This window comes from Ruegeria sp. H9 (assembly GCF_056532915.1).
Map to the genome: position 1 here is coordinate 1,459,085 of NZ_JBQFNX010000001.1, position 20,960 is coordinate 1,480,044.

Annotated in this window: 24 protein-coding genes and 1 other RNA gene; 9 read left to right on the forward strand and 16 right to left on the reverse strand. The window is 57.9% G+C overall.

Features of this window, described 5'->3' with window-relative positions:
• Positions 1 to 130: 130 nt before the first annotated feature.
• The 9 genes from ACR0CZ_RS06995 to ACR0CZ_RS07035 all read right to left on the reverse strand — a co-directional run bounded on the left by ACR0CZ_RS06995 (position 131) and on the right by ACR0CZ_RS07035 (position 8,820).
• On the reverse strand, positions 131 to 1,234 hold the full coding sequence (locus ACR0CZ_RS06995; protein WP_170392255.1) for a glycerate kinase type-2 family protein: 1,104 nt from the start codon (positions 1,232 to 1,234) through the stop codon (positions 131 to 133).
• On the reverse strand, positions 1,234 to 1,671 hold the full coding sequence (gene dtd / locus ACR0CZ_RS07000; RefSeq protein ID WP_170392253.1) for a D-aminoacyl-tRNA deacylase: 438 nt from the start codon (positions 1,669 to 1,671) through the stop codon (positions 1,234 to 1,236). Before dtd ends, ACR0CZ_RS06995 begins: the two co-directional genes overlap by 1 nt.
• Positions 1,672 to 1,693: 22 nt before the next feature.
• The gene (locus ACR0CZ_RS07005; protein ID WP_170392251.1) at positions 1,694 to 2,362 is read right to left on the reverse strand and encodes a nitroreductase; all 669 of its coding nucleotides are present in this window, start codon (positions 2,360 to 2,362) and stop codon (positions 1,694 to 1,696) included.
• 63 nt (positions 2,363 to 2,425) lie between these two features.
• Positions 2,426 to 3,517, reverse strand: a complete 1,092-nt coding sequence (locus tag ACR0CZ_RS07010) for a TFIIB-type zinc finger domain-containing protein (RefSeq protein ID WP_170392249.1) — start codon at positions 3,515 to 3,517, stop codon at positions 2,426 to 2,428.
• 35 nt (positions 3,518 to 3,552) lie between these two features.
• Positions 3,553 to 4,701 carry an SPFH domain-containing protein gene (locus ACR0CZ_RS07015; RefSeq protein WP_170392247.1) on the reverse strand — a complete coding sequence of 383 codons (1,149 nt, stop codon included), beginning with the start codon at positions 4,699 to 4,701 and terminating at the stop codon, positions 3,553 to 3,555.
• Positions 4,702 to 4,723: 22 nt separating this feature from the next.
• Complete coding sequence (locus ACR0CZ_RS07020; RefSeq protein ID WP_170392245.1) at positions 4,724 to 5,695, reverse strand: DUF2927 domain-containing protein; 972 nt, start codon at positions 5,693 to 5,695, stop codon at positions 4,724 to 4,726.
• The gene (locus ACR0CZ_RS07025; protein WP_480537017.1) at positions 5,695 to 6,885 is read right to left on the reverse strand and encodes a toxic anion resistance protein; all 1,191 of its coding nucleotides are present in this window, start codon (positions 6,883 to 6,885) and stop codon (positions 5,695 to 5,697) included. The genes ACR0CZ_RS07020 and ACR0CZ_RS07025 overlap by 1 nt, the downstream gene beginning before the upstream one ends.
• 29 nt (positions 6,886 to 6,914) lie before the next feature.
• Positions 6,915 to 7,829: a 5-bromo-4-chloroindolyl phosphate hydrolysis family protein gene (locus ACR0CZ_RS07030; protein WP_170392241.1), complete on the reverse strand. Its 915-nt coding sequence runs from the start codon at positions 7,827 to 7,829 to the stop codon at positions 6,915 to 6,917.
• Positions 7,830 to 8,004: 175 nt separating this feature from the next.
• Positions 8,005 to 8,820 (reverse strand): pseudouridine synthase, encoded by an 816-nt coding sequence (locus ACR0CZ_RS07035; RefSeq protein ID WP_480537016.1) that lies wholly within the window; start codon positions 8,818 to 8,820, stop codon positions 8,005 to 8,007.
• 61 nt (positions 8,821 to 8,881) lie between these two features.
• On the opposite strand from ACR0CZ_RS07035, the gene ACR0CZ_RS07040 reads away from it, so the two are divergent.
• Positions 8,882 to 9,334 carry a nucleoside deaminase gene (locus ACR0CZ_RS07040; protein ID WP_170392237.1) on the forward strand — a complete coding sequence of 151 codons (453 nt, stop codon included), beginning with the start codon at positions 8,882 to 8,884 and terminating at the stop codon, positions 9,332 to 9,334.
• Here ACR0CZ_RS07040 and ACR0CZ_RS07045 read toward each other — a convergent pair.
• On the reverse strand, positions 9,331 to 10,497 hold the full coding sequence (locus ACR0CZ_RS07045) for a M24 family metallopeptidase (RefSeq protein WP_170392235.1): 1,167 nt from the start codon (positions 10,495 to 10,497) through the stop codon (positions 9,331 to 9,333). The genes ACR0CZ_RS07040 and ACR0CZ_RS07045 overlap by 4 nt on opposite strands.
• Positions 10,497 to 11,189 (reverse strand): metal-dependent hydrolase, encoded by a 693-nt coding sequence (locus ACR0CZ_RS07050; RefSeq protein WP_170392232.1) that lies wholly within the window; start codon positions 11,187 to 11,189, stop codon positions 10,497 to 10,499. The genes ACR0CZ_RS07045 and ACR0CZ_RS07050 overlap by 1 nt, the downstream gene beginning before the upstream one ends.
• Before the next feature lie 57 nt (positions 11,190 to 11,246).
• Between ACR0CZ_RS07050 and ACR0CZ_RS07055 the strand changes: the two genes are divergently transcribed.
• The gene (locus ACR0CZ_RS07055; RefSeq protein WP_170392230.1) at positions 11,247 to 11,930 is read left to right on the forward strand and encodes a ceramidase domain-containing protein; all 684 of its coding nucleotides are present in this window, start codon (positions 11,247 to 11,249) and stop codon (positions 11,928 to 11,930) included.
• 30 nt (positions 11,931 to 11,960) lie between these two features.
• Here ACR0CZ_RS07055 and ACR0CZ_RS07060 read toward each other — a convergent pair whose 3' ends face one another.
• Both ACR0CZ_RS07060 and ACR0CZ_RS07065 read right to left on the reverse strand, forming a co-directional pair.
• Positions 11,961 to 12,524, reverse strand: a complete 564-nt coding sequence (locus tag ACR0CZ_RS07060) for a DUF4202 domain-containing protein (RefSeq protein WP_170392228.1) — start codon at positions 12,522 to 12,524, stop codon at positions 11,961 to 11,963.
• A gap of 154 nt (positions 12,525 to 12,678) precedes the next feature.
• Positions 12,679 to 12,837 (reverse strand): hypothetical protein, encoded by a 159-nt coding sequence (locus ACR0CZ_RS07065; RefSeq protein WP_170392226.1) that lies wholly within the window; start codon positions 12,835 to 12,837, stop codon positions 12,679 to 12,681.
• A gap of 224 nt (positions 12,838 to 13,061) precedes the next feature.
• Here ACR0CZ_RS07065 and gatC point away from each other — a divergent pair, with 224 nt between their 5' ends.
• From gatC to rnpB, 5 genes are all read left to right on the forward strand, one after another.
• Positions 13,062 to 13,349 carry an Asp-tRNA(Asn)/Glu-tRNA(Gln) amidotransferase subunit GatC gene (gene gatC / locus ACR0CZ_RS07070; protein ID WP_170392224.1) on the forward strand — a complete coding sequence of 96 codons (288 nt, stop codon included), beginning with the start codon at positions 13,062 to 13,064 and terminating at the stop codon, positions 13,347 to 13,349.
• Between the two features lie 3 nt (positions 13,350 to 13,352).
• Positions 13,353 to 14,840 (forward strand): Asp-tRNA(Asn)/Glu-tRNA(Gln) amidotransferase subunit GatA, encoded by a 1,488-nt coding sequence (gene gatA / locus ACR0CZ_RS07075; RefSeq protein ID WP_170392222.1) that lies wholly within the window; start codon positions 13,353 to 13,355, stop codon positions 14,838 to 14,840.
• 41 nt (positions 14,841 to 14,881) lie between these two features.
• Positions 14,882 to 15,586: an excalibur calcium-binding domain-containing protein gene (locus ACR0CZ_RS07080; protein WP_170392220.1), complete on the forward strand. Its 705-nt coding sequence runs from the start codon at positions 14,882 to 14,884 to the stop codon at positions 15,584 to 15,586.
• Positions 15,570 to 16,241 (forward strand): N-acetylmuramoyl-L-alanine amidase, encoded by a 672-nt coding sequence (locus ACR0CZ_RS07085; RefSeq protein WP_480503508.1) that lies wholly within the window; start codon positions 15,570 to 15,572, stop codon positions 16,239 to 16,241. Before ACR0CZ_RS07080 ends, ACR0CZ_RS07085 begins: the two co-directional genes overlap by 17 nt.
• 124 nt (positions 16,242 to 16,365) lie before the next feature.
• Positions 16,366 to 16,759, forward strand: an RNA gene (gene rnpB, locus ACR0CZ_RS07090) — RNase P RNA component class A.
• 6 nt (positions 16,760 to 16,765) lie between these two features.
• Here rnpB and ACR0CZ_RS07095 read toward each other — a convergent pair.
• A complete protein-coding gene (locus ACR0CZ_RS07095; protein ID WP_170392216.1) occupies positions 16,766 to 17,098 on the reverse strand; it encodes a GYD domain-containing protein in 333 nt (110 codons plus the stop codon).
• Between the two features lie 380 nt (positions 17,099 to 17,478).
• Between ACR0CZ_RS07095 and rpmG the strand changes: the two genes are divergently transcribed.
• The gene (gene rpmG / locus ACR0CZ_RS07100; RefSeq protein WP_010441901.1) at positions 17,479 to 17,646 is read left to right on the forward strand and encodes a 50S ribosomal protein L33; all 168 of its coding nucleotides are present in this window, start codon (positions 17,479 to 17,481) and stop codon (positions 17,644 to 17,646) included.
• Positions 17,647 to 17,853: 207 nt separating this feature from the next.
• The gene (locus ACR0CZ_RS07105; protein WP_170392214.1) at positions 17,854 to 18,360 is read left to right on the forward strand and encodes a membrane lipoprotein lipid attachment site-containing protein; all 507 of its coding nucleotides are present in this window, start codon (positions 17,854 to 17,856) and stop codon (positions 18,358 to 18,360) included.
• 294 nt (positions 18,361 to 18,654) lie between these two features.
• Here ACR0CZ_RS07105 and ACR0CZ_RS07110 read toward each other — a convergent pair whose 3' ends face one another.
• Positions 18,655 to 19,710 carry an ABC transporter ATP-binding protein gene (locus tag ACR0CZ_RS07110; protein ID WP_170392212.1) on the reverse strand — a complete coding sequence of 352 codons (1,056 nt, stop codon included), beginning with the start codon at positions 19,708 to 19,710 and terminating at the stop codon, positions 18,655 to 18,657.
• Positions 19,710 to 20,957, reverse strand: coding sequence for an MGH1-like glycoside hydrolase domain-containing protein (locus tag ACR0CZ_RS07115; protein ID WP_480503505.1), 1,248 nt, complete (start codon positions 20,955 to 20,957; stop codon positions 19,710 to 19,712). The genes ACR0CZ_RS07110 and ACR0CZ_RS07115 overlap by 1 nt, the downstream gene beginning before the upstream one ends.
• Positions 20,958 to 20,960 lie beyond the last annotated feature (3 nt).

A 20,960-nucleotide genomic window follows, 5' to 3' on the forward strand; every position in this document is an offset into this window, starting at 1 on the left:
CTAAACAAATTATCCGATAGTTGCCTGGTCAGTTTTGCATGAACTTTCGTTCCACAGATCAAACGCCATTCCGGCCTTTAAGTGATTCTATCTGGTGGGTTTTTCGGATGGGCGGAGTCAGGGTCTAGGATCAGTTTTTTATTGCAACAATCAGATCCATTACGTTTGTTCCTGTGGGTCCAGTGACCAACAGCGCCCCCGCCTTGTCGAGGAAACTGCCGCTATCTGCATTGTCCAGATACGCTTGCGCCTTATCGGACCAAGTGTCACCGGTAACGATGGCGCCTGCTGCATCTGTTGGCCCGTCGGTGCCATCTGTTCCTCCGACGATGACGGTCAAATCAGATTGCCCTGCGATTTCGCGCGCGAGTGCCAGAGCAAGGGCCTGATTGCGCCCACCACGCCCTGGCGCATCAGGTAGGACCACGGTTGGTTCGCCGCCAAATACCATGGCGCCCTTGGGCATATTTCGCAGCCGATCTCCTAATTTAGCTGCAACCGAGAGATAGTCATCGTGCATCGCTTCTTCGTTGTCGAGGACCTTGATGCCTGAGTTCTCAGCCGCAAATGCTGCGGCGTCGCGCGCGTGTGCGTTTGATGCGATTATCGCGGTGTGGGCAGAAAACTCCGGTTCTTCAGGCGACGATCCGATACCGGAGCCAATAACACCCAGATCATCACCCGGGACGTCCGAGATCGCCAGAACGGTCACACTTTTCCCTGAGAATGCCGACAACAAACCGCCACCCTTGATCCGGGACAGCTTGCGCCGTTCCGTGTTCATTGCACCGATGTCGAGACCTTCACTCAGCAGTCTTTGGTTGAGGGCCTCAAGATCATCCAATGTCGTACCGGCCACGAGGTCCTCGGCAAGCGAAGAAGCCCCTCCCGAAACTAGCAGAAGCAGTTTGCTGTCGGGTTTCATCGCCTCAACCGTTTCGCGCAATGCCTGCCCACCCTTCAGACTGCGGGCATCGGGAACCGGGTGTGCAGCTTCAATCACCACAATATGCTCAGGCAGGTCGTGGCCATGGCCATCCTTGGTAACCACCAGAGTGGGCATTGGGCCAAACCGTTCGACGGCGGCACGGGCCATGGCACCTGCGGCTTTTCCAACGGCCAATATCTGATCTGGGGCTTCGATCGCCTGAGTGGCCTCCAGCGTTGCGCGATATCCATCAACCGCCGCCACACCTGCGCGCCAAATGTCCTGTGCCTGTTGCGAACTCTGCATCAGCTTTCCATCCAAATTGTGACTGGTCCGTCATTGACCAACTCTACCGCCATGTCAGCTCCGAACGCACCTGTCTCAACCGGAATGCCCCGCGATGAAAGGTTGTGTACAAACGCCTCGTAGAGGTGTTCGCCCTCAGCCGCCGGGGCGGCCTTGGAAAACCCAGGCCTGTTTCCACGCGATGTGTCAGCTGCCAAGGTGAACTGGCTGACCACCAGGGCCGAGCCCTCAATATCCAATATCGACCGGTTCATCTTTCCCGCGTCGTCCTTGAAGATACGAAGCTTTGCGATCTTTTCAGCCAATTGATCAGTTTGTGTCTCTCCATCCCCCTGCATCGCACAAACCAGAATCATCAATCCGGGGCCCGATCGCCCGATCACTGTTCCATCGACTTTGACCGAGGCACTGGAAATTCTTTGAAGTAAGGCGCGCATCTGCAGGTCCTGTATTCTATTGCTATTCGTGCCAATCGATCACTTCATCCAGCGCGGCACGTTCCGTTCTGAACGCGTTCGCCGGGTGATCCATATCCGCATATCCGAACGAAATCGCGCACAGAATCAAGCGATCTTCTGATATCCCGAAATAACGGTGAAGAAATGCGCCATGGGCCGCTACCGCTGCCTGCGGGATACAAGCAACACCCACGGCCTGCGCCGCCAGTGAAAATGCGGTCACGAAGCCACCACAATCCATCGCGCCGTAAGGGCCCAGTTCAGCCGGGCTGGACAGTATGGCGCAATGTGGGGCGCCGAACAGAGCGTAGTTTTCCATCATCTGTTGCGCCGAGGCCCTGCGATCACCTTTTTCGATACCAACCGCTTTGTAGAGGGCCCAGCCACAGGCGCGACGGCGCTCTTGATAAACACCGGAATAGCCGGTTGGAAAGGGTAGGTCCGGAGCAGGCGCAACGTGCGAGGCTTCGTGTTGCAACGCGTCTCGAAACTGGTCTGTCTCGGCCCCGCTGGTGATCACGATCTGCCAGGGTTGCGCGTTGCACCAGCTTGGAACACGCGCAGCGCTGGCGACGATCTGTTCAATCTGTTCGCGCGGCACCAGGTCCGTGCGAAAGGCACGGCAAGAAAAACGATCGGCCAAGAGCGCGTTCAGAGCGTCAAGGTGCAATTCAACATCTCCTTTCAGGCATGCCGAGGAGTAGGTTCCATGAGCGTGCTCTGCTTATCAGCGTTATTGCTGTCCAGTTGCCACCAGATACCCGACGCCGGCCGCAACGAGAAGGCCCAGAACCACGGCGATCGTAATCTTGATTGCGGACCAGGGACGCTCACCCTGAACGCGGCCGGTCCGGCCATTGACCACAAAACGATAGGTCTGGCCGCGGTATTTGTAGGCCGCCATCCAAACCGGCAAAAGGATGTGTTTGAATGTGACATCTCGCACTTCGGTGTCGACAGCGTGAATGCGCTGACGATCGCCTCCGATATCGAAGCGCACGTCACGCTCGATCACCCGTGCCATATGTGCGCGGGCCTCTTGATAACCTTCTCGCAGTTCGACCGTGTAAGCCTCGGCGCGGAAACCGGCCAGATATTCTGGCTGGTATGGCTCAAGCGCAGGCAGGTCCCATGGCTCCAGCGCATCGGTATAGGATTTGGGCAGCGATTGAGACGCCAACACCAGAACATCGTCAAAGAACCGTGCGACCCGTCCGGATTTTGGAGTCCAGCGCACTTTGGGGACCTGTTGCTGTACGCGCTTTCCATCGCGCATGACGGTTCGAGTTTCGTAATACACCACACCGCGTTCCCCACGATAGCTCGACTTGGTATCAGCGTCGAAGGTCCAATACGGGACATAAATGCCCTGCATCTTGCGTCCCTTTCGGGCGTATTCCTTCAAACCGTTGGGTGCAAACCACAGTCGGCCCAGCCAATCCCCCATTGCCTTGTGGGCCGAGCGTTCATCCAGTGCAAAGGGCAACACTCCGCGGGGTTTGATATGGCGGCTAACGCCTGTATCGGTCACTACCGGAGTGGCACAGAACGGGCACTCCGCAGCATGGGTGTTCGGATCAAACTCAACCTGAGCCGCGCAGTTCGGACAGGTCAGAACACGGGTTTCTTCAATCTCGCTGTCAGGCAAGCGATCCGCGATGGCGGCGTCGAAATCCAGCTCTCGCAGACTTGCACCACCCCATGGGCCAGCACCGATCGTTCTGGTGTTGCCACAATGATCGCAAGTCAGCGTTCCGTCACCGGGATTGAACCGATAATCCGCCCCGCATTGGTCGCAGGGGAAACGGTGTTCGTCTTTCGCCATGACAGAACCTCGAAATCAGGTTACCAAATGTCAGATCACGCGCCCGGAGGCGGCGGAGGCAGGATCGTGAACAGCTGTGCCAGTTCCTGCACATCGCCTGCCTTCTTCCAACCGTCCTGACCGGCGGTCCAGACGTGGGTATCACGCGTGATTTCACCATCGGTTGCCATACGACCCATCTTGGCCTTGGAGAACGGCCCGCTGGTCTGGCCATCCACCGCGATATGCCACACGTGCTCGACGGGTGGCGGGGGTGGCGGTGCCGCAGGCGCTGCGGCTTGCGGGGCAGCGGGGGCGGAACCGCCCCAAGGGCCGCTCGGCTGACCCGCTGCCATGTTTGACATCTGCTGCGCCATCGCCATGCCCATTCCCATGCCAAGACCTGCGCCCATGCCGCCACCCTGACCGGGGTTGCTTGCAGCTGCCGTCATCGCTTCGGCTGCGGAATACTGCGTGAACTTGCCCAGATCGCCCGCCAACCCCATCGATGTGCGCTTGTCCAGCGCGGCCTCGACCGCTGGTGGCAGCGAGATGTTCTCGATGTAGAACTCGGGCATGCTCAAACCATACCCGTCCAGCACCGGTGACACCTCGGCGGCAATCAGTTTGCCCAGATCGGCAGTGTTCGCCGCCATATCGAGAACTGGAATGCCCGAGCCTGCGATGACGCGGCTGAATTCCTGCACGATGATGTTTCTGATCTGAAAGCTGATCTCGTCCATGGTGAATTCACCATCGGTGCCTACGATCTCTACTAGGAATTTCGCCGGGTCCTTGACCCGCACTGTATAGGTGCCGAAGGCCCGGATGCGTGTTGGTCCAAACTCGGGATCGCGCAGCATGATCGGGTTCTTGGTGCCCCATTTCAGGTCATTGAACCGGGTCGTGTTAACGAAGTAAATTTCAGACTTGAACGGAGACTGAAAGCCGTGATCCCAATGCTGCAGCGTCGTCATGATCGGCAAGTTGTTTGTCTCAAGCATGTAGAGACCTGGGGTGAAGACATCCGCCAACTGCCCCTCATGCACAAAGACCGCCGCTTGACCTTCGCGCACGGTCAGCTTGGCGCCGTATTTGATCTCGTGTCCTTCACGCTCGAACCGCCAGACCATGGTGTCGCGCGTATCGTCGACCCAGTGGATGACATCTATGAATTCACCGGTCAGAAAATCAAAAATTCCCATTGGATTTCTCCTGTCTTCGGGGTCAGAGCGACTGCCCCATCAATTCGCGTGCAATGATACGGACCACTGGCCGCGCTTCGTCAGCTGTCATGCCTGGCTTGAGGCGCGGGTCGTATAGAATGGTTAGTAGTTTTTCATCATGGCTTGTGAGCAGGGCGAACTCGTCGTCATCGTTGAAGATTGATGGCCGGGCAGACGGGCTGTCATTCGGCAGCCCCAATCCCTGAGCGATCTCTTCGTGGACGCAACTCAGGCGCACCAGATCGGGATGTTCCGCCCGGATCAGGGCAACAGCCCGGGTATATGTCTGTGGCGCGCTGTTCGACGCCGAAGCGAATACAAAGCAATAGAAAGAGCGCGGCAGTTTGTCGAAGAGGTCAAGTTGTGCCTGCCCTATGCCCGGGATCAGTTGTCGCAGCCGGGCTTGCACATAAGCGGTATCATCTTCACCCGCCACGAAGACGTGGAAATTTGCATTCCGGGTGGTGGTTGAGACCGGGTGTCCAGTGAGCCGCGACAAGCGGTTGGCGTAGGCGTCAATTCGGGTGGTCTCTTGCTGGCGGACTTCAGGTGCAACCGATGGACCAAACTCGGGCTTTATGCGAACCGGCGACGACCAGCGACTAAGCTGTCGGCTGGTGCGACTGCTGCCGCTGGCAACGGCTTGGCCCGGATATTCATTATAAAACGCTATGGTCTCAAAGTTCCGAGCCAGATCATCGGCATCATAGGGCGTATCAGGGCCACCGCCATCGGTTCTCAGCAACCCGCGCGTCAGCAAGTTGTTTTGTACACTTTCATAGTATCGCGCGAGATCAAGGCTCGCTGGTGAGGGCGCTTGATATGCATTGCTCAGGCCTTGCGGCTGGGCAGGTTGAGGTTCAGGAGCGATCGTCGTCGTCAATGCCTCATCGCAGCCAGCAAATGCCAGCAGCGACAAGCCCAATACTGCAATCTTAGCGCGATGAAATGGCCGCACGCCCGCTGTTTCCATTATCCGGGAACAGCCGTTCCGGCATTGTCGCCGATCCCGTCCTGTCGCGCCTTGGCCGAGGCGAGCGTGTCGCGCAATTCGGCCTCCATCTTCTTCAGTTCTTCCTCGGCTGCGGCGCGTTTGGCCTTGCCTTCGTCTGCAATGGCGAGGCTTTCGTTGATGGTGCCGATCAGGTCTGCATTGGCTTGTTTGACGGCTTCGATATCGAAGACGCCACGCTCCATCTCTTCGCGGATCATTTTGTTGGATTCGCGCAAGTTGGCGGCGTTCGAGGTCAGCAATTCATTGGTCAGATCATTGGCATCACGTACGGCAGCGGCGGCCTCGGCACTGCGCTGTATGGTGACAGCTTGTGCCAGCTGGGTTTCCCAGAGCGGTACTGTGTTGACGAGGGTCGAGTTGATCTTGGTCACCAGCGACTTGTCATTTTCCTGCACCAGACGGATGGAGGGCAGCGATTGCATCGTCACCTGACGGGTAAGCTTCAGGTCGTGGACCCGGCGTTCCAGATCATCGCGCGCAGCACGCAAGTCGCGCAATTCCTGCGCTTTCATCACCTGTTGGTTTTCGGGCGCGGCCTGAACTTCGGCCTCTTTTTCAGGAATGTCGTGGCTGTCCAGTTCGGTCAGCTTCTCCTCTCCCGCTGCGATGTACAGTGCGAGTTCGTCGTAGAACTCCAGCGTTTTTTCGTACAGCAGATCCAAAGACTTGATATCTTTCAGCAGTGTATGCTCATGCCCCAGAAGATCATCAGTGATCCGGTCGATCTGGCTTTGAACGTCTTCATACTGCGCTGTGAACTTGGCAAAGGGTGCAGCGCGGCCCAGCAGTTTTTCCCACCAACTACGTTCGCGACGCACATCCAGTTCGCTGACTGAAAACCCCCGGATCGTTGTTACGATGTTGCGAAGGCTGTCGCCCGCCGGGCCCACATCCTTATTGCGTACATCGGCCAGCATGGCCTGACTGATCTCCTGCAGTTCCGCCTGTGCGGATGATCCGAACGAGACGATCGAGTTTGTGTCGCCCATATCGATCTCACCCATCCGCTTGCGGATTTCAGCGCCAACCGGTTCGTCGGCCTCTTCCAGCGGGACAATCTCGGCCTGCGGCTCGGGGAGGGCGACCGCGGTGACTTCCTGCACCAGCGTTTCAGCCTCGACTGCCTTGTTCTTGATCTCATCGGACATGGGGTAATCCTCGCTTACATAAAAGCCGGTCAGTCCAACCGGACGCCTTCGCGCTGCAGCCGGTCGCGCAGCACATCAATTTCAACCGTCAGATCACTGCGGTCATCCAATAGCATCTTTCGCGTCCGCGCCGCGAAATTCTGTTCCAAATCGTCCAGCAGAGCCGAATAATCCGCCAGCGCCTGCGCATCGCGGGTACGGGCATAGACGTCCGAAAACTTCACCGTCGCATCGCGTGCGCCTTGCAAATAAACCGTCAGGTATTTCCGGGCACCGGCCAGATCGCGCGGGTCTTCCTCGACCGTGCGAAACAGGTCGCGGGCTGTATCCTGAAAGCGCTCGACCCGCGCTTCGATCCGGCGGTCACCAGCGCGTTTTATTGCATCTGTCATTTGGGTCAGATGGGTTTCGGCGTCCTCGACCACGCGTGCGACACGGTCCTGCTGGAAGGTGTCGACACCCTCCATTCCTTTGTCCTTCATTGGGTCGAGGCCGAAGGAAACCGAATGTAGAACCGTTGCAGCGGCGCCAAACAGGATGGGGGCCAGCAGGCTTACCTGTGATGCTGTTTCGGCGTCCAGAAATTCGGTCCGGTATGAGGCTAGCGCCGCCCCCAAACCGGTCAGAACGCTGGAAAACATCTTGCGGGGAAACGCAGGTCTGCGTGCGGTGCGGCGGGCGTTGTAAGCGGATTCGGCCCTTAAACCTTCGCGCAGCAGAAACGCGGCGGCGGTCAGTAGCCCTGCCGCAACCAGGCCTATGGTCATTCCGATCGCGCCATCGTTCAGAGACAGAAACACCAGTGGTATCGCCGGGACAAACAGGATGTTCGCGCGTGCACCTGCCGGTTCGACACGGGCACCATCGAATTGGCCACGCGATGGCTGATCCTGCGAGGAAACATCGCCTTCTGGGCTGAATTTGCCGCCGTACCGTTTGGCCATTTCGCTACAGGCCCCCCAACAGACCGGTGCAGACGCCGAACAACAGCACCAACAGGGCCGCATAGGCCAATTTTTGTACTCCGGTCCCGGACATGGCGCCCCCCAACTGTGACCATCAGGGAAAATTTAGGCGATACGAGGGCTTGGCGCTAGGGGGAAGGTTGAATAACCCGCGTCACTTGCGAGGTTTCTTGCCGATTGCTGGTCTTTTGCGCTGCGGTCGAGCAGGGCGTTTGGCCGGGGGTATTCCGCTATCCTCAGCATCCAGCCCCAGTTGGTCGCGCATGACACGGCGGCGGATTTCTTCAACCTCGCCGGGTTTCAGGTTGCCCAGTTGGAATGGGCCGTAAGAAACCCGCAAAAGCCTGTTCACCACATAACCGATATCTTCGATAGCGCGGCGGATTTCGCGATTCTTGCCTTCGCGCAGGCCGATGGTCAGCCAAGCGTTCGCGCCCTGTTGACGGTCCAGTGTCACGGTCATGGGCTGAAACCGTTCACTATCGATTACCAGGCCTTTGCGCAGCGGTTCGAAATCCTCGTCTTTGGGGCGTCCATTTACCCGCACCCGGTATTTGCGCAGCCATCCAGTTGAGGGCAGTTCCAGCTTGCGCTTGATGCCGCCATCATTAGTCAGCAGTAGCAATCCTTCCGAGTTCAGATCGAGTCGCCCGACGCTCATGACCCGGGGCATATCCTCGGGCAGGTCGTCAAAAATCGTCTTGCGGCCTTTTTCATCACGCGCCGTCGTCACCAGTCCTGGTGGCTTGTGATAGAGCCACAGGCGTGATGGCTCGGGCTCGGATACTGGTTTGCCATCGACGGTAATCCTGTCCTTGGCGGTTACGTTCAGCGCAGGGCTGTTGATCGCCTTGCCATTCACGGTCACACGTCCGGCTTCGATCATGCGTTCAGCTTCGCGGCGCGAGGCGACACCGGCGCGGGCCAGCACTTTGGCGATCCGGTCGCCGGGAGGAGGGGTATTGGTCATCCTCCGGCCATAACCCATCCCGGCGGCTTGCGAAAGACGGGTTTCTGAGGCAGTCAGAGGCATGAAGTTCAGATCCCACATGAAACAGGCGCTGGAACAGGCACAGGCGGCAGCAGACCGAGGTGAAGTGCCGGTCGGCGCGGTGATCGTCGCGCCCGACGGGCAGGTGGTGGCCGCAGATGGGAACCGCACCCGCGAGTTGAATGACCCCACTGCCCATGCTGAGATTCTGGCTCTGCGCGCCGCATGTGCCGCGGCCGGGTCCGAGCGTTTACCCGATCATGATCTTTACGTAACCCTTGAGCCTTGTGCCATGTGCGCCGCAGCGCTGGCCGCAGCCCGCATCCGGCGCATCTACTACGGCGCTTCCGATCCGAAATCTGGCGGTGTCGCACATGGCGCGCGGGTGTTTTCGCACCCACAGGCCCACCATCGACCCGAAGTCTATGACGGCATTGCCGCCGAAGAGGCTGCCGCGCTGCTGAAACGCTTCTTCGCGACGCAGCGCGGTTAAGTTTTTACGACCATCTCACGTGGGATATCAGCCAGAGGCTTGCCCCCATCTGACGTCACCACAAAGCTTTCGGTAATCGCCAGTCCCCAGTCTGGGGTCCAGAGGCCGGGCATTAGGTGAAAGGTCATATTCTCTTGCAATTCCGTCGTGTCACCGGGTCGCAGGCTCATGGTGCGCTCGCCCCAGTCGGGCGGATAGCTGAGCCCGATGGGATAGCCGGTGCGGTTGGCTTTGACATACCCCGCGCGGGCGAAACTGTCATAGACACAAGCCGCGACCTCTTCGCAGGTGATGCCAGGGCGTGCGGCGGTCATTGTGTCGTCGATAGCGGTTAGAACGGCGGCTTCGGCCCGGCGGATATCATCCGGGGGATCACCCAGAAACAGGCTGCGACTGGCGGGGCAGTGATAGCGTCGATAGCAGCCGGAGATTTCGAAATAGGTCGCCTCATCCCGCGCCAGAGGTCGGTCGTTCCAAGTAATGTGCGAAGCAGAAGCCTCACGACCGGAGGGTGCAATCGGCACGATAGCAGGGTAATCTCCGGCTAGGCCGGGCAGTCCGGCGATGCCTGCCGCCTGCACTTCGGCGACAAGTTGGTTTTTGGGCATTCCTTCCTGATATGCGTCACGCAGAACACCGTGCATATGTGCGGTCAGCTGACCCGCCTTGCGCATCATTGCGATCTCGGCATCGCTTTTTACGGCGCGCTTCCAATTCACAAGCCCTGTGGCATCAATCAATGCACCGAAGGCGCGTTCGAGGATGCGGTGACTGGCGGCTGAGTAATAATAGTTATCCATCTCCACGCCGATACCAGCGGTCCAGCCGCGATCCCGCAACGCAAAGACGAGCGCGTCGACCGGATGGTGGTCCGGGTGTTGCACATGCTCTTCGGGCCAGTCCAGCAGGTCCCTCGGGTCCAGCCAGGTGGTCTGAGCGGCCCCCGCTTTGTCCTGCGTTCTGCCCCACCAAAGGGGCGATCCGCTGGCGGGCAGGATGACCATCTGCGGTACGTAAAAGCTCCAACCGTCATAACCTGTGAGCCACGCCATGTTCGATGGGTCCGTGATCAACAAGGTCTCGATACCCTGTTGATCCATCGCAGAACGGGTCTTGTGAATGCGGTCAGCGTATTCCTGCGCGCTGAAATCCGACGCGGGCATCAGAGAGAAATCGCCTGCATGACCTCGGGCTCGATTACATCGACACCGGGTAACCCGTCAGCCAATTCCTGAGCCGATTGCGCGAGAATCGGAAAGGTCTTGTAATGGCACGGGATCACTGTCTTGAAATTGAAATACCGCTTGGCAGCATAGGCAGTGCCCTTCATGTCCATGGTAAAGTGGCCGCCTGCCGAAAGGATGCCGATATCGGGTTTGTAATAATCACCCATCCACTCCATGTCGGCCATAATGTCGGTATCGCCAGAGAAATAGAGCATACGGTCCTCTGACGCGATCATATAGCCGACCTCGGTTCCACCCGTACGCAGACCATCAGGCGTCGAGAAGGTCGAGCTGTGCGAGGCAGGCACCATCGTTAATTTGACACCGTTTAGGTCAACCGTGCCACCTTTGTTGAATCCGACCGTTTCAATGCCTTCAGCCTCGGCCCAGTAGCCCATCAGGTCGTATTGCCCGACCACGGGCACGTTTAGATGTTTGGCCAGCGGCAGCACATCGACGACATGATCGAAATGAGTATGAGTCAGCAGGATATGCGTCGCGCCCGCAACGGCTGCGTCATGCTGATCTTCGGGCAAAGACGGGTTGCCCGTCAGCCAGGGATCGATCAATAGAACTTGTCCTGCTGTTTCGATGCGAAAGCTGCCATGTCCCAGCCAAATGATATCCATAGAGAATCCTCCCATTTTCCGCTTGGAGTTAGCCTAGCATCGGCTATGTAAAAATCTATGGATTGGACGCAGTATGTTGATGGATATTGTGAGCGGCTCTCGCCCGCGTATTGGGCCGAGCCGATAAACGCGATTACCAATGCGGCCTTTCTTATTGCTGCATTTGTGATGTGGCAAAGGGCGCGCGGGCAGGGCGCACCGTTGGCGATGGCTTTGGTTGTCATATTGGCGATGATAGGAATTGGCAGCTATCTGTTCCATACACATGCGCAGGTTTGGGCGGCGATCTTGGATGTGACGCCAATTCTGCTGTACATCCTCGTTTACATCTACGCAGTGAATCGCGATGTCTGGCGGCTGAGCAACAGATACGCGCTGGGTTTGACCGCGCTGTTCTTTCCATACGTGGCGCTGACGATCCCGCTATTCCAGTTGGTGCCTGGCCTTGGTGGCTCGGCGGCATACGCCCCAGTTCCTCTATTGATTCTGATTTATGCGGTTCTGTTGCGCCGGAAAGCCCCGGACACTGCGCGTGGGCTGACAATAGGAGCAACTGTCCTGATCACCTCGATCACCTTTCGATCACTGGACACTCCAATTTGCGGGTATCTGCCAACGGGGACGCATTTTATGTGGCACATTCTGAATGCAGTTATGCTGGGCTGGATGATTGAGGTTTATCTGCGGGCGATCCGAAATCCACCTGCCGGAGCTGCGGTGGCTGCAGGATCAGGACATTGATCAGAACCACCGAAGCATCATCCTGATTGGTTAATCCCTGAACGCAGCAGCCAAAGCCTCGGGCAGATCAAATTCAGCCAATACGCGCGCGCGGCCTTCGGCTGACATCTTGAAAGCCGTTTTTTCAACAATGCGCTGGATTTTTTCGGCGGAGTGCTTGGCGGCAAAAGGTTCAAAGTACCATTTCAGAAAAACGAAACAGATCACGTCCTCAAGCGCCTGTACTTCGGCATTGCGCTTGATCCCCTGTTTGCGCAGCATTTGCCCGACGGCTTCTATATCGTCCGCACCATATTCAGCCTGTTCCATGAATCCTTGCACAACGTCAGCGTGATATACGCCTTGCGCCTTCCTCCAGGCCAGATACCCTGCACGTCCTTCGGGGTATTCAGTGCGCTTTAGCTTCCAGCGTTCGACATGCTGACCACGTGCGGCGATCTGTAAAGCATCCGACGCATCGGGAAATAGCCGATCCAGCTCTGCGCTCATGCGTTGGCCATAAAGCAGCTCGACCGGCTGGCCGTCCTCCATATTAGGGTCTTGCGCATTTGCTGCGTCAATTGCGTCCAGAACGGTTTGCTTGCGTGTGCTCATTCTCTGCTCCGTTAGCTCGCCTGAACTGCACCTGACGGGTGGTTCGGCGTTTGGTCCAAGACCATGCTAACGAGTTGTTGGAATGGGTGCAGCAGTCAATTGTAAAAAGCGCCGGATCGGGAGGGGGCGTACCGATCCGGCGCGCAGGTCAGGGTTATTTGCCTGCCTGGGTGTGGTCCCTCGTCACGGGCTCCGAAACAGGCGCGGGGAAGCTAAGGTTTCGGGTCAGATTGTTCATATCTATACCCAAAGCCAGGGCGGGCGAGGTCAGAACCAGAGCGGACAAGATGAAGGCGGGAAGAAGGTTTTTCATGAGGTGTCTCCGATTTCTCGTTGCGTCACGATATTGAGGTGAACTGTTCGGTTCATTTATTCAATGGCAAAACTGAACTAATCGGTTTACTTATTTGCATATCAGCCATTCAAATATGCATGGCAGCTGGCGATATTGGGATTGAATCCGCGTCTGCCACCTGTCGCTCTTGCGAGTGTTGCGGCAGGCAGGTAAACGCCCCCTAACGTAGATGAGGGTTTCCGATGTCGATTGACCAAAGCACCGCCGCCAAGGTGGCCAAACTGGCCCGGATCAAGGTCGAGGATGATGCGCTGCCTGCGCTGGCGTCCGAGTTCAACAATATCCTCGGGTTTATCGAGCAACTGAACGAAGTGGATGTCGAAGGCGTCGAGCCGATGGTCTCGGTTGAGCCGATGCGCCTGAAGCGTCGTCAGGACGTGGTCACCGATGGAAACCAGCAGGACAAGGTCCTATCCAACGCCCCCGATGCGCGCGAAGGGTTCTTCGCTGTTCCAAAAGTTGTGGAGTAAGTCATGAGCGAACTGAACAAATTGGGCCTGGCCGAGGCCCGCGACGCGCTGCGTGCCAAAGATGTCACATCCGTTGAACTGACCGAGGCTTGCCTCAAGGCGATTGACGACGCCGACGCGCTCAACGCCTTTGTCCACAAAACGCCCGAGATCGCGCTGGAGCGCGCCAAGGCGGCGGATGAGCGGATCAAAGGCGATGACGCGCCTTCGATGTGCGGTCTGCCGATCGGCATCAAGGACCTGTTTTGCACTAAGGGCGTGCCCTCGCAAGCGGCCTCGAAAATTCTCGAGGGGTTCAAGCCCGAATACGAATCCACCGTGTCGCAACAATTGGCGGATGCTGGTGCTGTGATGCTGGGCAAGCTGAACATGGACGAGTTCGCGATGGGTTCGTCTAATGAAACATCCGTTTACGGCAATGCGGTCAGCCCGTGGCGGCGCGGCAATGACGATGCACAGCTGACACCCGGCGGCTCGTCCGGTGGCTCAGCCTCGGCTGTCTCGGCTGACCTGTGTCTGGCCGCGACCGGTACCGATACCGGCGGTTCGATCCGCCAGCCTGCTGCTTTTGTCGGTATCACCGGCATCAAGCCAACCTATGGTCGTTGCTCGCGCTGGGGCATTGTGGCCTTCGCCTCTTCTCTGGATCAGGCCGGTCCGATGACCAAGAACGTCCGAGACGCAGCGATCATGCTGGAAACCATGTGCGGTCATGACCCCAAGGATTCCACCAGCGCCGAGCTGGCCGTGCCAAATTTCGAGGCGATGCTGACCGGCGATATCAAAGGCAAGAAAATCGGTATCCCCAAGGAATACCGCATGGACGGCATGCCTGCCGAGATTGAAAAGCTTTGGGCCGATGGCACCGCTATGCTGAAAGACGCAGGCGCCGAAATCGTAGATATCTCGCTGCCGCATACCAAATACGCGCTGCCTGCCTATTACGTGATTGCTCCTGCCGAGGCGTCGTCGAACCTCGCCCGCTATGACGGTGTCCGGTATGGCCGCCGAGCGCAGTTGGCTCAGGGCGATGGCATCACCGAGATGTACGAAAAGACCCGCGCCGAAGGCTTCGGTCATGAGGTCCAGCGCCGGGTGATGATCGGCACCTACGTGCTGTCTGCAGGCTTCTATGACGCCTACTACAACCGCGCCCGCAAGGTCCGCACCCTGATCAAGAAGGACTTCGAAGATGTCTTTGCCGCAGGCGTTGATGCGATCCTGACCCCGGCAACGCCGTCGGCCTCGTTCGGTCTGGGCGAGATGACCGAGGCTGATCCTGTTCAGATGTACCTGAACGATGTGTTCACCGTGACAGTGAACCTCGCTGGCCTGCCCGGTATTTCGGTTCCTGCTGGTCTGGACAAACAGGGCCTTCCGTTGGGTCTGCAGCTGATCGGCCGTCCGTGGGAGGAAGGCGATCTGCTCAACACCGCCTACGCGCTAGAGAGCGCGGCTGGGTTTGTGGCCAAGCCCGGAAAATGGTGGTAATCCTCAAACTTGACACGGCAATAAAGAACCGGAGCAGCCAAATGCGCAAATTGCTTCTGATCCCGGCCCTTTGGCTGATCGCGGCATGTGATACCGTTACCCCTGTTTCGGGTACCGGTTTCAATACGCCGGAATATCAGGCGCAGCGCGAGGCCGAACTGGCCGGGCAGGGTCTGGCCGGTAATCCGCTTGCGCCACCCGAGGCGGTTTCAGAGCAGCCGCTCTCGGCGCAGGGGGCTGTTGGTGCCGTACCAACAGGCGACGCCTCTGACATCGCCAACCAGACGGCCATTGCCTTGGCGAATACGTCGGGTCAAGAGACGCGCGTCGCGCCTCTGACTGCAACAATCAACCCAAGTATCTCTGATGAACAGGATTTTGAGGCTGTCTCAAACCGTCGCAGTGTCGATGCCGACGCCGCTCGTATCGAACAGAATCGGCAGTCTTACGAGGTCGTCGCCCCTACTGCCGTGCCCGAGCGTGGCTCTGACGGGCAACCCAATATCGTGCAATACGCCCTGAGCACTTCGAACCCCATCGGTACCCAGTTGTACAGCCGAGCCGGATTTAACCTGCAGGCCAAGGCACAGCGCAACTGCGCTCAGTTCGCCTCTCCTGATCAGGCGCAGATTGAGTTTCTGTCGAATGGAGGCCCCCAGCGTGACCGCAAAGGGCTGGATCCGGATGGCGACGGTTACGCCTGCGGCTGGGACCCCAGCCCGTTCCGCAGTGCCGTCAACAACTAAGCTCTCCCCCATCTGGCACCCATCGCCCAATTTCGGCCCCCGTCGGGATGGGCTGTCACCCAAGCTGATCGTGCTGCACTACACCGCAATGGAGAGCGCTGCTGCCGCGCTTGAACGTCTCTGCGATCCGGGTCCCGAGGTCTCCGCCCACTACCTGATCGGTCGTGACGGTGCGCTATGGCAGCTTGTCCGAGAGGAAGATCGCGCTTGGCACGCCGGGGCAGGGGAGTGGCAAGGGCAAGCCGACATAAACTCCCGCTCGATCGGGATCGAGCTGGACAATGGCGGAGATCACCCGTTTGCCGAACCCCAAATGCGTGTATTGGAACAGCTTTTGCCCGAACTCATGCAGCGTTGGACCATCGCGCCAGAGGGTGTGATCGGGCATTCCGACATGGCACCGGGCCGCAAGTCCGACCCCGGCCCCCGGTTCGACTGGCAAAGGTTGGAACACCAGCGCCTTGCCGCTCGGCGTGGTACTGCCCTCGAACCGAACGTCAACTTCCGCGAGCTGGCGCAGAACCGGGGCTACACAGCGACAAGCGACGAGAAGACGCTCCTAAATTCCACGCGCCTGCGCTATCGCCCGTGGGCCTCCGGCCCCTTGCACCCCGATGATCTCAAAGCGCTCTGTCCACTCCCAAGATCAACCTGATCCGCCCTTCATCTGGCCAAAAATATCTCGGGGATGAATTGGCCGCAGGCCAAGAAGGGGCTGGCCCCTTTAACGTGCCAACCACCCTTGACGCCACCTTGCACAGAGCCTACCCAACCCACGCGCGGAGGGCCGGATGGCCGCTGGGGTCGTAAGGCCCGAGAGGAAAGTCCGGACTCCACAAGGCAACGGTGCCGGGTAACGCCCGGGCGGGGAAACCCGACGGAAAGCGCCACAGAAATCAGACCGCCACACACGTGTGGCAAGGGTGAAACGGTGGGGTAAGAGCCCACCGCGCCGCTGGCAACAGTGGCGGCACGGCAAGCCCCACCGGGAGCAATGCCGAATAGGGTCCCCGCGCGGGCCGGTCGGTGCAAACCGATACCGCCGCTAGGCACGCCTTGGCCGAGAGGGACCGGGTTGGCAGCTCGAGCCGCGCAGCAATGCACGGCCTAGAGGAATGGTCATCGAAGGGGGCAACCCTGGAACAGGATCCGGCTTACAGGCCCTCCGCGCATCTCCTGTTACCCGCCCGGAGGTGTGTAGGTGCCGCCAAGTGCTGCAGCTTTTTCGGCGACGGCAACAAATTCCTGCGCCGACCATGCGCGAACGGTCTCGATCCTCGAAACCGCACCCGTGCCCGCGACGGCCATGCCAATTGCCACAGCATCACTGCCTTCAGGCAGTTCGCTGATAACGACGACATCATTGCCTCCGGTGGTTATATAAAATGAGATCAGTCTGCCGCCTGCTTTCTCAAGCAAGGCCTTGACGGGACCGGTGCGATCTTCCGGTTTTGCCAACATTCCTTTGACCCCATCTTGCGAATAAGACGCATAGGTAATGAAAACAGGCATATTTCTCTCCCTTGGTTGCAGTTTATTCGGAGCGCTAAAAGCGGCCGACTCCTTGGCCGTGTCGCGTGCAGGATTGCGCGCAAACCGGAAAAGACCCGGCTAAATAGACAGCCGGGCGTTGCTATAGTTGTGAGCGGTGTTGTCCGCCGGAATTTACATCCGGCCCGGTATTACCTAAGTCCGCAAAACGGGCTTCGAAGGTTCCGGCGACACTATCACAGAATCGTGAGCGCTCCAAATCGACTGCTCTTGAAGCCGTGTCAGGAATTGTTCCCCTAACGCGGCGAATCCGGTTGACTTGGGCGCATGAGCGGTTAAAAGCGCACGCTCATAAGGATTCAACCGAAAGGCCCCTGCCTTTTCGGACGCAGGAGATAACCATGGCGAAGCCGACGACAATCAAGATCCGTCTGAACTCGACCGCGGGCACGGGCCACTTCTACGTGACCAAGAAGAACGCGCGCACCATGACCGAGAAAATGACCATTCGTAAATACGATCCGGTCGCTCGGAAGCATGTCGAGTACAAAGAAGGCAAGATCAAGTAATCTGCCCTCTGACATACTTTTTGAAGAAGGACTCTGCCATGCAGGGTCCTTTTTTGTATTGTTTTGGGGTATCTCTTGGTCGGCTTAAACCAAGCAGGGGCGTTGCAGGGGCGCATCAGAGGTTTGGGTGTTCTGAATCTCAGCGGCTTGCTTTTTCTAATCCCCTGCCGCTACGCTTCAGCAACCCTTTCCAAAATGTTGACCGCCATGAAAAAAATCTTGTTGCCCGCTCTTGCTGTTCTGACATTGTCAGCCTGCGAAGACCCCTTTAACCGCGAAGGTGTTGGTTTCACCGGGATTGATGGTGAACCGCGCACAGTGTCGGATGTGAAAGGCGCCGTAGCCTTTTTGCCGCCAGAAACCAACATCCCGGCGGAACTGGCCAAGCTACCAACGGTACAGGTTACATCGGACAAAGCCGAGCTTGAAAAGATCGCGGGTGTCGCAATCGATAATGGCGGTCGCTCAGATGCGAATTCAGTTCAGCTCACTGGCAGTGATACCAATCTGTACCTGAGCAATGTCAGTGTAAACGGTCAGTTGTTCGGCGTCCTGCGTACGGAAAACAACTCCACCAAAGTTGATACATCGGTGGGCTCGGCCTTTGGCGCTCAAACGGAACGCTTTACCGGATGCTTGCCCGCGGGTGATGTATACCGCAAAGGTTCGTCCGAGCGCAGTTCGGGTTTTGCAGTGCCACTGAACTGCCGTTAATTTAGCTTACACAATCTAAGTAAAAGCCCCCGCCATTGGCGGGGGCTTTCTAGTTTCAGTGTTTCTGCAAGTCTTACGAGACGCTGAACAAGGGCCCAAACCCAGCAGCGGTCATTCAATCCATGTGACACACCGGACGATGATCACGTGAGTTCAGAGGCCCCCGCCATCCGTTGGCATCCAAGCAAGCGCTATGCGTGTTCTCTATTTCGCCCCACCGCCAAAGAATAATCAGTGGTGAAACTCAGACCCGATCAGCAGAACTGTTTAACCTCAACTGATAGGAAGCAACGTTCATTGCTCTACCAATGCCTGCCCATTCTCGTCAAAGAAATGAAGTTTGTCGGTGGGAAAATGCAGGCCGATCTTTGCCCCAGGCTTTAGAGCGGTGTCCCCATTCAGGCGCACGGTAACCTTCTCTTCGGCGCCGCAATCCACGATCAGGAAGGTATCTGCCCCCAGATACTCAATCACCTCGATGATGCCATCACATTGCCCATCGCCCGACGATACAACATCGATGTGTTCGGGGCGAATGCCGAGTTTGCTTGCTACACCCGAGCGCGCGAAGTCGCCGCCTCTGCCATGTTCCAGAGTGTAGCCATCGTTCTGAGTCGTGCACGGCAATATGTTCATTTTGGGGCTGCCAATGAACTGTGCGACAAACAGATTGGCAGGGCGTTCGTAAAGTTCGCGGGGTGTGCCGACTTGCGCGATCTTGCCGTACTCAAGCACGACGATGCGGTCGGCCAATGTCATCGCTTCAACCTGATCGTGCGTCACGTAGATCATTGTGCGCTTTAGGTTCTGATGAAGTTTCGCGATTTCGTAACGCATTTCGACACGAAGCGCTGCATCAAGATTCGAGAGCGGTTCATCGAACAGAAACGCCGTCGGGTCGCGCACGATAGAACGACCAATCGCAACGCGCTGCCGCTGTCCACCGGACAGGTCCTTGGGGCGACGTTCCAGAAAAGGTCCCAGCTTGAGAACCTCGGCGGCTTTATTGACCTGCTCTGCTATCTCGGCCTTCGGAACACCCGCGACCTTAAGTGAGAACCCCATATTTTCGGCGACCGTCAGGTGGGGATAAAGCGCATAGGATTGGAACACCATCGTCAGACCCCGCTTGGAGGGTGGGTGATCCGTGACATCATTGCCGTTGATTAGTAGCGATCCGCGCGAGATATCTTCAAGCCCACCGATCATGCGAAGCAGGGTGGATTTTCCACAGCCCGATGGACCGACGAAGACGATGAATTCACCTTCATCAATCATTAGGTCAACGCCTTTGATGACCTGGGCCGAGCCAAACCACTTTTCGACGGATTTTAGTTCGATGCTGCCCATTAGTTCCTCCCTGCCCAATGCAGCCAAACTGCGGCTGTCCAGGTGAATGAATTCCCTCCGGCAGGGCTGCCGGTCAGTGGATCGTAGTATTCAGCGAAGCCGTTCGTTGCGATCAGCTGCGACGTTTTCTGGCGCAGTGCCTCGGCTTCTTCCAGGTGCCCCATATCCGCCAATCCAAACCCGATCAGCATATTCATGAACCCCCAAGTGGGACCCCTCCAGTACCTGCGTTGGTCGAAGTTGGGCATCGCGGGGTCATAGCTGGGAACTGGAAAGGGTACTTTTGCAAGCGTCGCCTGCAGGCGCTCCAGCATGTGCTGTGAATCAAGCCCCCCAAACCAGCAAAGATACGACGCGTTAGAGATGCTTCCGGCCCAATCACCAGTCAGCGCATCACGCGAGTCGAACGAGCTCAGCGTTTCGTTCCACAAAGATCGCGCGCCCGCTTCGAGCCTTTGAATGTCGCTACTTAGTCCATCCGCAGCAATTCCAAGCCTTTCGCTGATCTCCTGCAGATCGCGTGCGGCGCGCAGAGTGATAAATGTCATCGTCGGATCTGCGACTCGGAAGGGATTCAGGCTCAGCAACTTCTGTTGATCCCAGTCGGCCTGACAGCCGATCTGAACCAATTTGATATAGCGGTCATAGTCGTATTTGGTCGGTCGATCTGCACTGTTGACGTGGCTTGTGTCACGGCGCTGGTAGTCTCCGACACCTGTGGGATCTACGCCCTCCATTGCTTTGTCCCAGTCCGGTGCATTGTCGCGACCAGCTTCCCACGGATGCGTGGTGCAGACCGCGCCGTGTTCGTCGAGTCGCCATCTCATGATCCAGCGATGCCACGCCAGCAGAGATGGGAAAAGCGCGCGAACGCGGTCCGCGCCTGCATCGCCATCTTTTTCCCAGATCTTCCGCGCCACAGTTGCAGCCACCGGGGGCTGAATGATGCCTGAGGATGGGATCGGCCCGTGGCCACCCCAGACATCCGGGCCGGGGTAATATCCGTCATCCTGTTTGTGGAACAGGATATGCGGCACCATTCCATCATCCCACTGGCCCGAGAACAGTGTTTCAAGTTCCACCCAGGCTCGATCAATGTCGAACTCGGCAAAACCAAGCGCCGCAATCGCGCTGTCCCAATTCCATTGATAGGGGTAAAGCCCTTCGGTCGGGATGGTGTAGCCGCCGCGATCATTGGCAACCAGAATGTTGCGCGCCTCGCGGTCGGGGTTTGTATGTTGGTTCATCTC